This window comes from Pseudogulbenkiania sp. FW507-F1 (assembly GCF_058781125.1).
Genome location: NZ_JBYSWM010000048.1, coordinates 1 through 15059, shown reverse-complemented (window position 1 = coordinate 15059; position 15059 = coordinate 1). Strand labels below are relative to the sequence as shown.

Annotated in this window: 11 protein-coding genes and 1 pseudogene; all 12 read right to left on the bottom strand. The window is 64.8% G+C overall.

Annotation, left to right across the window (positions count from 1 at the left end):
* Positions 1–260: pseudogene (locus AC3WG5_RS18760) on the bottom strand (MFS transporter); the annotation flags it as partial.
* Between the two features lie 851 nt (positions 261–1111).
* The gene (locus AC3WG5_RS18755; RefSeq protein ID WP_008953038.1) at positions 1112–2050 is read right to left on the bottom strand and encodes a choline ABC transporter substrate-binding protein; all 939 of its coding nucleotides are present in this window, start codon (positions 2048–2050) and stop codon (positions 1112–1114) included.
* A 209-nt stretch (positions 2051–2259) separates the two neighbouring features.
* Positions 2260–3243, bottom strand: coding sequence for a GlxA family transcriptional regulator (locus AC3WG5_RS18750; protein ID WP_014086619.1), 984 nt, complete (start codon positions 3241–3243; stop codon positions 2260–2262).
* Positions 3244–3391: 148 nt separating this feature from the next.
* Positions 3392–4264, bottom strand: a complete 873-nt coding sequence (locus AC3WG5_RS18745) for an ABC transporter permease (RefSeq protein ID WP_482582730.1) — start codon at positions 4262–4264, stop codon at positions 3392–3394.
* 64 nt (positions 4265–4328) lie between these two features.
* Positions 4329–5507, bottom strand: a complete 1179-nt coding sequence (locus AC3WG5_RS18740; protein WP_492570220.1) for a quaternary amine ABC transporter ATP-binding protein — start codon at positions 5505–5507, stop codon at positions 4329–4331.
* A 369-nt stretch (positions 5508–5876) separates the two neighbouring features.
* Positions 5877–6980 carry an FAD-binding oxidoreductase gene (locus tag AC3WG5_RS18735; RefSeq protein ID WP_008953042.1) on the bottom strand — a complete coding sequence of 368 codons (1104 nt, stop codon included), beginning with the start codon at positions 6978–6980 and terminating at the stop codon, positions 5877–5879.
* A 148-nt stretch (positions 6981–7128) separates the two neighbouring features.
* Complete coding sequence (locus AC3WG5_RS18730; protein WP_294864858.1) at positions 7129–8388, bottom strand: aromatic ring-hydroxylating oxygenase subunit alpha; 1260 nt, start codon at positions 8386–8388, stop codon at positions 7129–7131.
* 78 nt (positions 8389–8466) lie between these two features.
* Positions 8467–9240: an electron transfer flavoprotein subunit beta gene (locus AC3WG5_RS18725; protein ID WP_492570218.1), complete on the bottom strand. Its 774-nt coding sequence runs from the start codon at positions 9238–9240 to the stop codon at positions 8467–8469.
* Positions 9237–10364, bottom strand: a complete 1128-nt coding sequence (locus tag AC3WG5_RS18720; protein ID WP_492570216.1) for an electron transfer flavoprotein subunit alpha/FixB family protein — start codon at positions 10362–10364, stop codon at positions 9237–9239. The genes AC3WG5_RS18725 and AC3WG5_RS18720 overlap by 4 nt, the downstream gene beginning before the upstream one ends.
* A 14-nt stretch (positions 10365–10378) precedes the next feature.
* The gene (locus AC3WG5_RS18715) at positions 10379–12280 is read right to left on the bottom strand and encodes a (Fe-S)-binding protein (RefSeq protein ID WP_492570214.1); all 1902 of its coding nucleotides are present in this window, start codon (positions 12278–12280) and stop codon (positions 10379–10381) included.
* Position 12281: 1 nt separating this feature from the next.
* The gene (locus tag AC3WG5_RS18710) at positions 12282–14342 is read right to left on the bottom strand and encodes an NADH:flavin oxidoreductase (RefSeq protein ID WP_008953047.1); all 2061 of its coding nucleotides are present in this window, start codon (positions 14340–14342) and stop codon (positions 12282–12284) included.
* 9 nt (positions 14343–14351) lie between these two features.
* Positions 14352–14885, bottom strand: coding sequence for a DUF5943 domain-containing protein (locus AC3WG5_RS18705; protein WP_482582744.1), 534 nt, complete (start codon positions 14883–14885; stop codon positions 14352–14354).
* Positions 14886–15059: the final 174 nt, after the last annotated feature.

The window sequence follows — 15059 nt, the reverse complement described above, 5'->3', positions numbered from 1 at the left end:
CACCCGCCCAACGGCGAGCCGAAGAGAATTCCGAACAGCGCGCCAGCCGCGATCAGGCCCTCCCAGACCACCGATATGCCGAGCTCGGCAGTCATCTTGCCGGCCACCGGACCGACAATCCCGAGGATATAACCATCCAGAAACGTGCCGCCGGTCAGGACAAGGATCATTCTGATCATGAAGCGCCGCTTGAACGCTGCTGATGTCTCATCCTCAATCGCTACGGCGGAAACAACCGCTTCCTTTTGTAACGAGGTCATCCATATCTCCTTTGTTTTGCGGCATGCCCGGGACCGGAAGGCGGCGCACACCCGCTCTCTCGGTCGCCACAAACACACCATTTTCTTAAAACTGCACAAGCCACGACCACCGGCTGTCTCCAGCCCGGTGGTGCATTACATCGATTGATCGCGCCCCGATCGCCGGAAGAGGAAAAAGGGATTTGTGACGTCGCAGCGGCGACAGGTAGTCAAGCACAGTTGCGGTCCGATTGACCGCTTCCTGCGACTCGCACGCGGCCACAGAGCGCTTACCCTAGGCTCTGGCCGGCCAGCATTCCATGGTCTTCGCCATGCTCATTCATGCCATGCCGATTCTTCACCATGCACGAAACGCGCCAGACGACATCACTTGGGCAGTGCAGTGTATTAATTGGCACAAGTCCGGACGCTAACCCACGCGTCCGGAATCCGACAGTAAACGACACCGACACGGGGATGGGGCGAGCCGCGCAAGAGACCGGAGGGGATCGATTGGAATCTGACAAAGCGATTGTTACTGGGTCAGATCAGTTGGATAAGCCACCGGTGGCGCATTTATTTCAAGAAGAGTGGACGGCTTCTCTCGCCATGTGATTTTCAAGACCGTTGCAGAGCCTGTTCAAGGTCTTTTTGCGGCGGCGGCCAAGCTCGGCTGGATGCAGCGCTAGGCAAGAGCCTCATCGGGAAGGAAGTCGATACGGAAGTGCCCAGCGCACCCAGCCCGGCACTGGGAAGAACGGCGGCTTGAGCCCCTCAACGCGCCCTGCCTTCTCACGGGGGAACGACAGGCAAAAAAAGCCGGCCCTCCTGGAGGAGGAACCGGCTATTAGGAGCGCTCTACACGCCCGTGCTTACTTCGCCAAATACTGATTGACCTTGGTCAGACCGTCCTTGCCGTCAAAAGTTTTCACACCGGCCAGCCAGCCCTTCAGCACGTTCGGGTTCTTCTTCAGGTAGTCGCGCGCGGCCTGTTCTGGCTTGACCTTGTCCATGATCGGACCCATCACGTGGTTTTCCATGTCGGTGGAGAACTGCAGGTTGGTCAAAAGGCGCGCCACGTTCGGACAACGGGTCTGGTAGTCGGTGGCCATCCCGGTGAACACCTTGGCTTCGCCGAAGTTGGGCCCGAAGACGTCATCCCCACCGGCCAGATAGTTCATCTTGAACTTGACGTTCATCGGGTGCGGTTCCCAACCCAGGAACACCACCCATTTCTTCTGGCGGATGGCACGCTCCACTTCCGCCATCATGCCGGCCTCGCTCGACTCGACCAGCTTGAACCCGGAGAGCCCGAACTGGTTCTTTTTGATCATGTCGTCGATCAGCTTGTTACCGTCGTTGCCCGGCTCGATGCCGTAGATCCTGCCATCCAGCTTGTCCTTGAACTTGGCAATGTCGGCGAAGGTCTTGAGGCCGCCGGCGGCGACGTAGTCCGGCACCGCCAGGGTGTACTTGGCGCCGACCAGGTTGGGCTTGTCCAGCACCTTGATCTGGCCCGCCTTGACGAAGGGCTCGATCATCGGGGTCATGCTGGGGTTCCAGTAACCGAGAAAGGCGTCGATCTGCTTGTTCTTGATGCCGGCGAAGGTGATCGGCACCGAGGCGATGGTGGTGACCGGCTTGTAACCCAGCCCTTCCAGCACCACGCTGGCCATGCCGGTGGTGGCGGCGATATCGGTCCAGCCGACGTCGGCGAAACGCACCTTCTGGCATTGGGCCGGATCGTTCGCCATCGCCATGCTGGTGAACGCACCCATGACGAGCGCTCCTGCAATCTTGTACAGCTTCATGACTCACCTCTCCGATGCAATTTATAAGAATTGGCCGGTGCATACCGCACCGTGTTCTGACAGCCAAGAAAACCGACGGTCGCCAGCAGATTGCCACGTCAGGAAGGGACAACTTGTTCGATGGCGACCACGATTTGCCGTGAAACGTCGCCTGGATGGACAACGGGCCCGGTAGAAGACACTGTCTTGCCGGGGCCGTTCCTGAAGCCTTACATGATGGCGGCTTCGAGCGTTACCTGTTGACGCTCACGGCTCGGCGGGTAACCGAACAAGCTGCGGTAGGACTTGGAAAAATGCGACGAGGACAGGAAACCGGTGGCGACGGTCACTTCCATCACGCTCATATTGGTCTGCAGCAGCAGCTCGCGCGCGCGGCGCAGGCGCAGGTCGAGGTAATACTGCGCCGGCGTGCTGCCGAGATAGCGTTTGAACAGACGCTCGAGGTGGCGCAGCGACACGCCGAGCTCCGCAGCCAGCTCGTCGAGCGAGCGCGGATTCTCGATGTTCATCTCCATGGCCAGCGCGGCGTCGATCAATGATTCGTGACCGGTACCGACGCGCGCCAGCAAGGGGATGTGCTGGTGGTCGTGCTGGTCGCGGATGCGGTCGACGATGAACTGCTCCGACACGTCCGCCGCCAGGCTCTTGCCGCCCTTGAAGCGGATCAGGTTGCACATCAGGTCGAGCGGCGCGGTGCCACCGCTACAGGTGAAGCGATCGCGGTCGATCACGAACAATTCGCTGGAGAACAGTACCTTGGGGAACTCCTCGCGGATGGCCGAAAGGTTTTCCCAGTGGATGCTGCTGCGGTAGCCGTTGAGCACACCAGCCTTGGCCAGCGCGAAGGAGCCGGTACAGACCGCTCCCAACGGTACGTCGGCGGCGGCAAAACGGCGGATCACCGACAGCACCTGATCCGTCACCCCCTCGCGCACCTGGATACCGCCGCAGACGATGAGCAGGTCGTACTCCGACGGGTCGGCCGGCGCCGTGATCGGCGCCACCGACAGGCCATTGCTGGCTGCCACCGGCTGACCGTCACAGGACAGCACCGACCAGCGGTAAAGCCTCTTGCGCGACAGGTGGTTGGCCATGCGCAGCGGCTCGACCGCGTTGGTGAAGGCGATCATGGAAAAGTTGGGCAACATCAGGAAACCGATATGTGCCAGCGAACCGAGTTGTTGCGGGCTCATGGTGACCTCCTAGCTTTCTGTGAGTGTGCGGACATTCGGGGCGCCTCGTGACGGGCGCTGCTAAATCAATCGTAATTTTTCTGGTACAGCAAAAAACAGGCCAGCCCCACCGCCGTCCTGCCGGCAGCGGGGCTTGGCCGGACTACGTTTAACCCTGGCGTGCCGCTTGGCCTCGGCCGAAGCTTTCGGTCAGGCGGTCCAAGATGATGGCGAGCAATACCACGGCCAGACCACTCTCGAAGCCGAGACCGACATCGAGGCGCTGGATGCTCGACAGCACGTCGTTACCGAGGCCACCGGCCCCCACCATCGAGGCGATGATCACCATCGACAGCGCCATCATGATGGTCTGGTTCACGCCCGCCATGATCGCCGGCAGCGCGATCGGCAACTGTACCTTGAACAAGAGCTGGGTCGAGGTACAGCCGAAGGCATGACCGGCCTCGACCTGTTCCTTGTTGACCTGGCGAATCCCCAGGCTGGTCAGGCGCACCGCCGGCGGCACGGCGAACACCACGGTCGCCAGGATGCCCGGTACGCGGCCCAGGCCGAAGAACATCGCGGCCGGGATCAGGTAGACGAAGGCCGGCATGGTCTGCATGAAGTCGAGCACCGGGCGCACCAGGGTATTGACGCGCTTGCTGCGCGCGCACCAGATGCCGGTGGGGATGCCGATCATCAGGCTGATCAGCGTGGCCGACAGCGTCAGCGCCAGCGTCGACACGGTCTGCGGCCAGAAGCCGGTGCCGAAGATCAGCGCCAAGGCGGCCAATACGAAGCCGGCGAAGCGCCAGCCCAGGCGCCATACGCCGAGACCGATGAAGAAGCCCATGATCAGCCAGGGCGGCAGTGACAGCAGCGCCACCTCGATCGACTCGGCGAACAGGTCGACCGCGCGGCCGAAGGCGTCGAAGGCACCGCCGTTATGGTCCAGCAGGAAATGGATGAACTGGTTGACCCATTCACCGATAGGCAGGAAATCGTGCGGGTTGCTGATTAGGTGATGCAAGAAGTCGGACATGGCTGGATGCTCCATTCAGGGACGCGCCGCAGGCGCCGTCCACAAGATTTGTTCGGGACGACGGTCAGTGGGCGCTTTGCAGGCGATGTGCGGACAGCTTGGACAGCACGCTGGTGGCAGTGATCACGCCGAGGTAGCGGCCTTCGCCATCGGCCACCGGCAGCGGCTCGCTCTGTCCCAACAGGCGCTGCAGCACATCCGGCAGACAGGAGGCCGGAGCGACCGGGGACACCGGCACACAACGTTCGCTCGGGATGCAGCCTTCGCTGCGCAGCGTTTCGCGGCCAACCAGGCCCAGCAGCTTGTGGTCCTTGGAGACACAGGCCACCCAGCTGTGCTTGTCGAGTTCAGCGTGGTTGGCGGGGTGGCCGTTCACCACCAGGCCGGCCGCGCTCGGGTCGATCAGGTCCTTGGCTTGCAGATAGCGCGACGTGTCCACGCTCTTGAAGAAGTCGCGCACGTAGTCGTCGGCCGGGTTCTCGATGATCTCTTGCGGCGTGCCAACCTGCACCAGCCGGCCGCCTTCCATGATGGCGATGCGGGTACCGATGCGCAGGGCTTCTTCCAGATCGTGCGAGACGAAGAAGATGGTACGGCTCTGGCCGCGCTGCAGGTCGAGCAGGATGTCCTGCATCTCGGCGCGCTTGAGCGGGTCGAGCGCGGAGAAGGCTTCGTCCATCAGCATCAGCGACGGGTTGACCGCCAGCGCCCGCACCAGACCGACGCGCTGCTGCATGCCGCCCGACAGTTCGTGCGGGGACTTGCGGGCAAACGGCGCCAGGCCGACCTGCTCCAGCACCTTCATGGCACGCGTTTCGCGCTCCTTGCGACCGACACCAGCGATTTCCAGACCGAAGGCGGCGTTCTCCAGCACCGAGCGGTGCGGCATCAGGGCGAAGCTCTGGAACACCATGCTCATGTCGCGGCGGCGCAGCGCCACCAGTTCCGGTTGCGACAGCCGGGTGATATCCTGACCATCGAGCAGGATGCGTCCGTCGGTCGGGTCCATCAGGCGGTTAATCAGACGGATCAGCGAGGACTTGCCCGAGCCCGACAAGCCCATCAGCACAAAGATTTCGCCCTCGTCGACCGAGAACGACACGTTGTTGACACCGACCACCTGACCGGTTTTGGCAAACACGGTTTCCTTGCTCTCACCCGCCTTCAGGAGCCGCATGGCGTCCTGCGGCTTGTCGCCGAATACCTTGTACAGGTTCTCCACAACGATCTTGCCAGACTGCATCGCTTTCTCCTTTGCCTCGGCGTGGCCGATGTACGATGAAACAGCACCGTGCCGGACACCTCACCCACGACAGGTGGAAAAGGGCCTGATTCGCCTCAACAGTTGTAATAATTGATCTTAATCAAGGCAAAAGATAGGGGGGTTCGGCTAGGCAAAACAATCGACAGCCGACGGCAACTTGTCTTTAAACGACATCCGGGTCCCCTGCACCAGAACGGTAAGACATTGAAGAAAAAGGGCTGTTCGTGCACCACGAGCAGCCCTTTTTCAGTGCATGTGCACTGGCAGCAATACAACACCAAGACGGTCTGAGCGGCCGGATACCGCCAGTAAAACAAAGCCGGCACGAAGGCCGGCTATGATAATTAGTTAACGGTCTAGCACGAGAGGTGTCAGCGGGATGCTGCAGCACGGCAGTATCCAGCCTTGGTCGATCTCGCGCTGGCGGATGCCGCCGCCGTGCTTCATGTCGACCTTGCCTTCCAGCAGCTTGGTCTTGCAGGTACCGCACACCCCCTGCGAGCACGAGGAGGGCAAGCGCAATCCCTGTTGCTGCGCTGCGGCCAGCACGGTTTGTCCCGGTGCGGTGGTAATGACATCGCCGAGCTTGGCGAAACGGACTTCGAAACCGCCCTCGCACCCCGCCGTCTCGGCCTGACACCCGGCCTCCTCCACGACGGGAGACGCCGCCAGTTCGGCGAAATTGAAACTTTCCTCGTGATACAGCGCCATGTCGTAGCCGGCGTCGGTCAGCAGTTTGCGCACCGCGGACATGTACGGCGCCGGGCCACAGCAGTAGACCGCGCGCTGGCGGAAATCGGGTACCAGCCGCTCCAATGCAGGCAGATCGAGGAAGCCTTCCAGGCCATGCCACTCCGGTTCGGGGTGGCGGCTTTGCACAATGGCCGCTTGTCGGAAGCCGGGGCGCATGCGCGCGATCTGCACCAGCTCATGACGGAAGATCAGGTCGGCCGGGGTACGCGCGCTGTGCACGAAGGCGATGTCGAGCTGCGGACCGAGGTCGGCGAGCGCCCGGCTCATCGACATCAGCGGGGTGATGCCGCTGCCCGCCGACAGGAACAAGTAAGACCGGACAGGGGCGGAGGCGTAGCTGAATTCGCCGGAGGGCCCCAGCACGCTGACGAGCTGCCCCGGCTTCATGTTGTCGTGCAGCCAGTTGGAGACCTGACCGCCCGGCACGCGCTTGACGGTGATGGTGACGGTATCGGGCCGCGTCGGCGTCGACGACAGGGTGTAACAGCGGTTGACGGTTTGGCCGTCGATCTCCAGCTCCAGCGTGATGAACTGGCCCGGCAGATAGGCGAAGCGGCGCGCCGGTACGGCACGGAAAGTGAAGGTGCGCACGTCGTGGGTTTCGTCGTGCACGGCCACGCATTCGAGCGTGTCGTCCACCCCGGGCTGCCAGTACGGTGCCGGTTCGGTGAAGATGGCGGAGTGGATGGGTGCATTCATGATCGTGCCCTACCTGTGTAAGCCTGCTTCGCGTCTTGCCGCCCGGGCCGGTTCGGGCGTTGCGCCCGCCCTGCCCGCTCGCGACAAATGGTGAACAGGTTCTGAAAACTTGAAAAACGGGCTGGCCAGCGCCGGCCCGTGGACGGATTTACTCCAGCCCGGCGCTCAGGCGGTTGATGTACCACTCGGAGAACTTCTCGACCAGCGTCTCGGTGTACGGCGAGTACGGGCCGGGCTGGTAGGCCGAGCTCTTGGCGCCTTGATGGGATTCTTCCACCAGGCGACGGTCCTGGTCGTTGGTGGCGTTCCACACCGCAGTGAGGTTCTCGACGTCGTAATCGACGCCTTCCACGGCGTCCTTGTGCACCAGCCACTTGGTGCGCACCAGCGTGGTGTCGGCCGTCAGCGGAATCACGCTGAAGGTGACGATGTGGTCGGCCATGAAGTGGTGCCAGGAGTTGGGCTGGGTCCAGAACGACAAACCGCCGATCGAGGCATCCTTGAAGTCGGCCAGGAGCTTCTTGCACGCGGCCTTGGTGTCCAGCGTCTGCGACTGGCCGGCGCGGTCGAGCGGCATGCGCATGGTGCGGAAGCCGGTGACGTCGGAAAGGCGCTCGACTTCGGTCGAGGGCAGGCCACAGGATTCCCAGTGCTGGTGACGATCGGCCACCATCTCGTCGTACTGACGGAGCCCCTCGGCGGTTTCGGCCTTGGGCGCGAAGCCGTAGCTATAGGCGAACAGCGACACGGTCAGTTCGGGGTGGTTGGCGGTGCAGTGGTAGCACTCGCGGTTGTTTTCCAGCGTGAGCTTCCAGTTGCCCTGCTCGATGATGTCGACCTGCACCGCGACCTTGCAGTCGTCAATCTTGTGCGGGGCGATGTACGGGGTCATGGCCTCGGCCATGACGTCGAAGTCTTCCGGCGGATTATCGGCCAGGCAGATGAACAGCAGGCCGGCCATGTTGCGCAGGTGCACCGGCTTGAGGCTGTGATGCGACAGGTCGAAACCTTCGGCCATGTGGTCGGCGAAGATCAGCTTGCCGGTCAGGTCGTAAGTCCACTGGTGGTACGGGCACACCAGGTTGCCGACCGTGCCCTTCTCTTCCGCGCACAGACGCGAGCCGCGGTGACGGCAGACGTTGTGGAAGGCACGGATTTCGTTGTCGTCGTCGCGCACGATCAGGATCGGCTGCGAGCCGATCTGCACGGTCATGTAGTCACCCGCCTCCGGCACGTCGATCGACACGCCGACATAGATCCAGTGCTTGCCGAAGATGTGCTCCATGTCGGCGTCGAATACCGCCGGCGAGGTGTAGAACGGCGCTTCCAGGCTGTAACCCGGCACACGGCGGGCCACCAGTTCGCGCAAGTTCAGGCTCGGATGAAACGCGATCGTGCTGCTGGTCATGATGATAGTTCTCCAAAAACAACGCTGCTTCGGGTTATAAAGCCGCCCCCGGGTGGGGCGGGTGGCGGCAAGTTGTTGTCAGAAATCGACGAGCTGATGGTCGCGCAGGTAATCGAGCAGAACTTGTGCTTTTTCGACTGGATCACCTTGTTTTACGACCAGGCCAGTCGTTTTTCCGTCATCGGCGGCGATCGCCCCCAGCATGCGTTCATGCCCGCTGGCGCGGCTGGCGGCGACCAGCGGACGGGCACGACGGCCGGCCGGCTCATAACGCCACTCGGCAGCCTTGGCGGCCACCGGCATCAGCCTGCGCACCTTGCCCGCTTCCTTGCGCGCATGGGAGTACGGCAGAGCCGGCACGGCACGCTCGTGCACCGTGACCACCACCGGCAGTGCGGCGGCGAGCGAGCGGCGCTGCCCCTTGGGCAGGAATTGCTCAATTTCGACCGAGCCACCCTTGATCGCCAGCGAGAGCGCATCGGGCAACAACGGGGCCTCGAGTTCTTCGGCCAACTGGTAGGGCAACAGCGCACTGCCCTGCCCGCCGCCGGCGCGGGTGCCGCACAGCACCAGCTCGGCGTCGGCGATCTGCGCCGCCAGAAGCGGCGCGATGTCGGCGTCTTCGGCGGTGGGCAGCACCGTGACACACGACGCGCCCTGAGCTAGATAGCCCGCCAGCGCCTCGTCCGCGGCGGCGCCGGCGTACAACACAGTGAGCCGCTCGGATGACCCGGCGAGCTTGAGCCCCAGCGCCAGCGCGGCGCTGTCGGCGGGATGGGTACACGGGCGGCCGCTCACCGGGTGAATGGCCGGGGCCACCAGCACGGCCACTTTCAGCATGGGGGTGCTCATCGGGTGTTCTCCGTCACGGGTCTGGCCGAGCGTTCGGCGGCCAGCAGCTTGTTCAGTGCGGCGATCAGCGCCTGGCAGTCTTCCACCAGGGTGAGATCGGCGCGTTTGACGATGGGCGCGGAGGCGTCCAGGTTGACGGCGATGACATGCCGGCATTCCTTGATGCCCTGCAGGTGCTGCACCGCGCCGGAGATGCCGAAGGCCAGATAGGCGCTGGCCTGCACCGTCTTGCCGGTAGCGCCGACCTGCTTGTCGCGGGTGAAACGGCCGTCGTCCACCGCCACGCGCGAGGCCCCGACGGCCGCGCCCATGGTTTCGGCCAACTCGCGCAGGCCGGCAGTATCCTGCACACCGTTGCCGGCGGAAACGATCAGGTCGGCCTCCTCCAGCGCGAGCTGCGAGGCCGGGCAGCTACGGCTGCCCAGATCGCGGATCCGGTCCGGCACCGACGGCAGCTTGAGATCGGGCATCGCCACGCCGGCGCCACGGAACGGCAGCCGGGCATCGGCCACCTTGCGCGCCAACAGCAGCACCGGCGGAATGTCGCGCACGGCGAAGCGCCCACCCGGGGCGAGCCGGCGCACTTCGCGTCCGGCCACCACCTCGATCACGTCGCTGGCCATGGCCAGGCGCTGGCGGCAGGCAAAGCGCCGTCCCAGGTCGGCATCGGCGCCACGGTCGGGGAAGCACACCTGCTGCGGCGCCTCCTGCTTCCACAGCTGGGCGAGCAGCGCGAGCTTGCGCTCCGGGGCATAGCCCGGGTCTTCCACGCACAGTACGCGGTCGGCACCGGCCAGCGCCGCGGCATCGCCCAGCGCCTCGGCCTGCGCGCCGAACAGTACGACCAGCACCTCGGTATCGGCCGTGGCCATGATGGCGGCGGCGGCCAGGGTTTCGCGTGCCGCCTCGTCGAGTGCGCCGCGGTCGGTATGGATCACCACCAGCGAACGCCTGGCGAACGGGCCGGCGCTGCGCTGCGGTTTTTGCTGGCTGAGAGCGTGGCCGGCGAGCAGCGGCTCGCGGCTGCCGACGCTCTCGCCCAGCACGATGCGCTTGAGTCCGGACGGCCCGATCACATAGGGCCGGCGCGGGTCGATGCGCGGAATGGGTCGATCGTTGTACATGCTTTCTCCCGCTCTCAGTTAGCCAGCCGTGCGGCTACCAATTCAGCCAGCTCGACCACTTCCGGTCGCGGCCCCACCACGCCTTCCAGCATCGCGGTGCAGTTGGGGCAGGCTACCGCCACTTGTTCGGCACCGGTGGCGCGAATGTCGTCCATGCGCATGTCAGGGATGCGGCGCTCGCCCGGAATGTCGGTGAACGACGCCCCACCGCCCCAGCCGCAGCAGCGGCCCTTGCGCCCGGAACGCTCCATCTCCACCACCTTGATGCCGATACCCTTGAACACACGACGTGGCGCATCGGTCTCGCCGTTGTAGCGGCCGAGGTAGCACGGGTCGTGGTAAGTGGTGGCCGGCAGCGGCGTCGCGTCGGCCTTGAGCGGTACGGCGCCGCGTTCCAGCAGGTCGGCCAGCACCTGGCTGTGATGTTCCACGTCGTAGCGTCCACCCAACACCGGATACTCGTTCTTCAGGCAATGGAACAGGTGCGGGTCGGGGGTGACGATACGGTTGAAGCGATAACGCCCCAGTGTGCTCATCATCTTGCCGGCGAGTTGCTGGAAGGTCGCCTCGTCACCGAGACGGCGCGCCAAATCACCGCAATCGGGTTCCACCTCGCCCAGCACCGCCACTTTCAAGCCGGCAGCCTTGAGCACCTTGACCAGCGCACGCAGCGCGCGCTGATAGCGCATGTCGAAAGCGCCCTCGCCCGCCATCAGCAGCCAGTCGGTATGCTCGCCCGGCAACAGCACCGGCACGTTGAGGTCGATGGCCCAGTGGTAGCGCGCAGCCAGCGGGTAGCCACCGACGGTATCGGTATCGCGCAGGTTGGCCAGCGCCTCGCGGCCCTTGCCCGGCACCTCGCCACGCGTCAGCGTGACGTGACGGCGCAGGCTGACCACGGTGTCGACGTGCTCGATCAGCATCGGGCACTCCTCGACGCAGGCGCGGCAGGTGGTGCACGACCACAGCGTTTCGGGATCGAGCAGGCCGCCGACGATGGGCTGATGCGGGTTGCCCTGGCGCACCTTGCCGGCCTGGCCCGGATGCGGGTTGCCGGCGTAGGCCGGGCCGCTGCCGGCAGCCATGCCGGTGACCATGTCCTGGATCAGCTTCTTCGGGTTGAGCGGCTGGCCGGCGGCGTAGGCCGGACAGGCGGCCTCGCACTTGCCGCACTGCACGCAGGCGTCGAACGACAGCAGGCGGTTCCAGGCAAAGTCGGACGGCGTTTCGACACCGTAGTCCTTGCCGACCAGATTGATCGGTTTCAGGTCGGTGGAGCGTTTGTCGCCGCTGAAGCGGTCCTGCCGCGGGTGGAAGGCCAGGTGCAGCAAGCCGGCCACGGCGTGCTTCATCGGGCCGCCGAGGCCGACGCCGAGGGCCAGCTCGGCACCGCCCAGGACGAGACCCGCCAGCGCCAGCAAGGCCAGGCCCTGCGCGGCGGCGCCGAAGGCGTTACCGCTCAGCGCCAGCAGCGCCGCCAGCGCGCTGCCGACGGCGAACGCCAGCAGACTCTTGGGCAGACGGTTCCACGGCCCTTTGGAGAGCCGAGCCGGCGGCGCCTTGCGACGCGAACGCACCAACACCGCGCCGAACAGCATCAACAGCGCGGCCAGCAGCATCAGGGCGTCGAGCGCCGGCAGGTACAGCATCAGACCGTAGTTGAGCGCCGCCACCGCCAGCACCGCCACCGCCCCGCCGGCCACGGCCACGTGGGCCTTGGCGATGAAGGGGTCGCGCGCCACCACGTGGTGCAGGTCGACGAAATAGCGCTTGGGGATGGTCATGAGCCAGCCCAGCGCCACGGGGGCGGCGCGCCCCTGCCGCCACAGCGCGGCCCGGCGCACCAGCCCCAGCGACAGCAGCGCCGCGCCCAGCCAGAACAGGCCGGTGAGTGCATAAGCCAGGGTGAATGTCATGTCAGAAGTCCTTCACCAGACGCAGTGCGTCATAGATCGCACCGTGGATGTTGTGCATGGAGATGCAGTCGCCGACGCGGAACAGCAGGAACTCGTCGCCACTGAGCGGCTCGGACAGGCACGGCTGCGGCTGCGAGGCGAACAGCGTGTGCACGTCGGTGATGCCCTGGTTCTTCGAGCGTTCCTTGAGCGACCAGTACAGCGTGTCGTTCGGCAGGATGCCGTTCTCGATCACCACCTGGTCGACCGCGCGCTCTTCCAGCGCCTCGGTGTATTCGTTGCGCAGCACCGCGATCAGCTTGTCGCCCTCCTGGTAGACCTTGTCCATCCAGTAGTTGGGGGTCGGGATCATGCCCTGCGCGTAGAGGCGGCGGTAGAAGATCGGGAAGGTCGTGCCGCCGGTGTCGTCGCCCACCTTCACGTCCGGGGTAACGATTTCCACCTGGCTGCCGCGGCTGGCCAGGAAGTCGGCCACGCCGAAGCCGGCATGGCTGCTAACGGCGTCGTACACCAGCACGTTCTTCTTCGGCTCGACCTTGCCCGAGAGGATGTCCCAGCCGGTGACGGCCAAGCCTTCGGCCACGCCCCAGCCCGGTACCATGCCGCTGTTGGGCACGCCGCCGGTGGCGAGCACCACGATGTCCGGCTTCTCGGCCAGGATCATGGCTTCGTCGGCGGCGGTGCCGAGACGACGGTCCACGCCCAGGCGCTGGGTTTCCATGTCGAGCCAGCGCACGATGCCGGCCATCTGCTCGCGCTGCGGCGCCTTGGCGGCGAGCACGATCTGGCCGCCGACCACGTCGTTCTTCTCGAACAGCACCACGTCGTGGCCGCGCTCGCGGGCGACGCGGGCGGCTTCCAGCCCGGCCGGGCCGGCGCCGACGACGACCACCTTGCGCTTGTGCTTGGCCTTCTCGAAGGTGTGCGGCATGGTCGCTTCGCGGCTGGTGGCGGCGTTCTGGATACAGAGCACGTCCTGGCCGAAGTACTGGCGGTCGATGCAGTAGTTGGCGCCGACGCACTGGCGGATCTGGTCTTCCTTGCCGTCGCGGATCTTGATCACCAGGTGCGGGTCGGCGATGTGGGCGCGCGTCATGCCGACCATGTCGACCATGCCGGAGGACAGGATGCGCTCGGCCTGGTTCGGGTCGCGGATGCTCTGCGCGTGCATCACCGGCACCTTCGACACCGACTTAATGCCGGCGGCCAGGTGCACGAACGGTTCCGGCGGCAGCGCCATCGGCGGCATGCAGTTGGCCAGGGTGTTATGGGTGTCGCCGCCCGAGCCGACCACCGACAGGTAGTCGATCAGGCCGGTTTCCGACATCGCCTGGGCGATGTCCTTGAGCATGTCGTGGGTCAGGCCGTCTTCGTGGAATTCGTCACCGCACATGCGCAGGCCGACGCAGAAGTCGGCGCCGACTTCCTCGCGGATCGCCTGGAACACCTCGATGCCGAAGCGCATGCGGTTCTCCAGCGAGCCGCCGTATTGGTCGGTACGGAAGTTGGTGCGCGGGCTCCAGAACTGGTCGATCAGGTGCTGGTGCGCGGCCGACACTTCCATGCCGTCGAGACCCGACGCCTTGATGCGGCGCGCGGCCTGCTTGAAGTCGCCGATAATGCGCTTGATCTCGTGCGCTTCGATGATCTTGGCGTTGCCGCGGTGCACCGGCTCGCGGACCCCGGACGGGCTCACCAGGTGCGGCCAGTGCTCGCCGTAGTAGCTCGAGCGGCGCCCCATGTGGGTGGCCTGGATCATGATCTTGGCGCCGTGGCGGTGCATGGCTTCGGCCAACCTGGCGAGCGGGTCGATGATCCTGTCGGTGGACAGGTTCACCGACTTCCACCAGCTTTGCGGGCTGTCGATCGACACCGGACTGGAACCGCCGCAGATGGCGAGACCGAGGCCGCCCTTGGCCTTTTCCTCGTAGTAGCGGATGTAGCGCTCACCGGGCAGGCCGCCGGGCTCGGCGTACACCTCGGCGTGCGCGGTGCTGACGATACGGTTGCGCAGCGTCAGCTTGTTCAGCGTGATCGGCGAAAACAGGTGCGGATAGCGCATGATGCCCCCTTACTTCGGCTCGACGGTGAAGACGCAGTAGTCGGCGCCGTGGCCGGCGCACTGGGTTTCGGCGCTGATGGTGTGGTAGTCGTAGCCCAGCTTCTCGCCCACCCAGTCCATCGCGCCCGCGAACCAGCCGGCAAACATGTAACAGGTCTTGCCTTCGCTCTGCGGCGCGCCGGCCACGCCCTGCGCCAGTACGAAGCAGGAGTTGTCGAGGCGGATCTTGGCATGGCCGGTGGCGGCGTCGGCTTCGATGAAGGAGAACTGGCCCCAACCACGCTGCGACAGACGGTTGAGGTAATGCTCGAACACCTCCATGCCTTCCAGGCCATGAGTGCGCGCTTCGCTGTCGCACCAGAAGTAGGCCGAGCGGTAACCGGCGTCGTACAGCGCCTCGGAATAGGTGCCCTTGCCCAGCGCCGCTTCGACGGCCATGTGGTTGTTGACGAAGAAGTGGCGCGGCACATACAGCATCGGCAGGCCGTTGGTAGTCCACACACCGGAATCCGGATCTACGTCGATAGGAACGAGTGGTTGCATCAGAATCTCCTGCACGTTGTCGTGGCACGGCGCACAGGGGGCACGCCGTCAGTCAGGAGAAATGGTGCACGAGGCGGTTTCGGCCAACGTCGGCAGCAGCGACCGGTTTTTGCCGCAGACCGACACGGGGTGGCGTAAAGAAACTACTGAGATGGGGGATACAGCGGGCGGGAG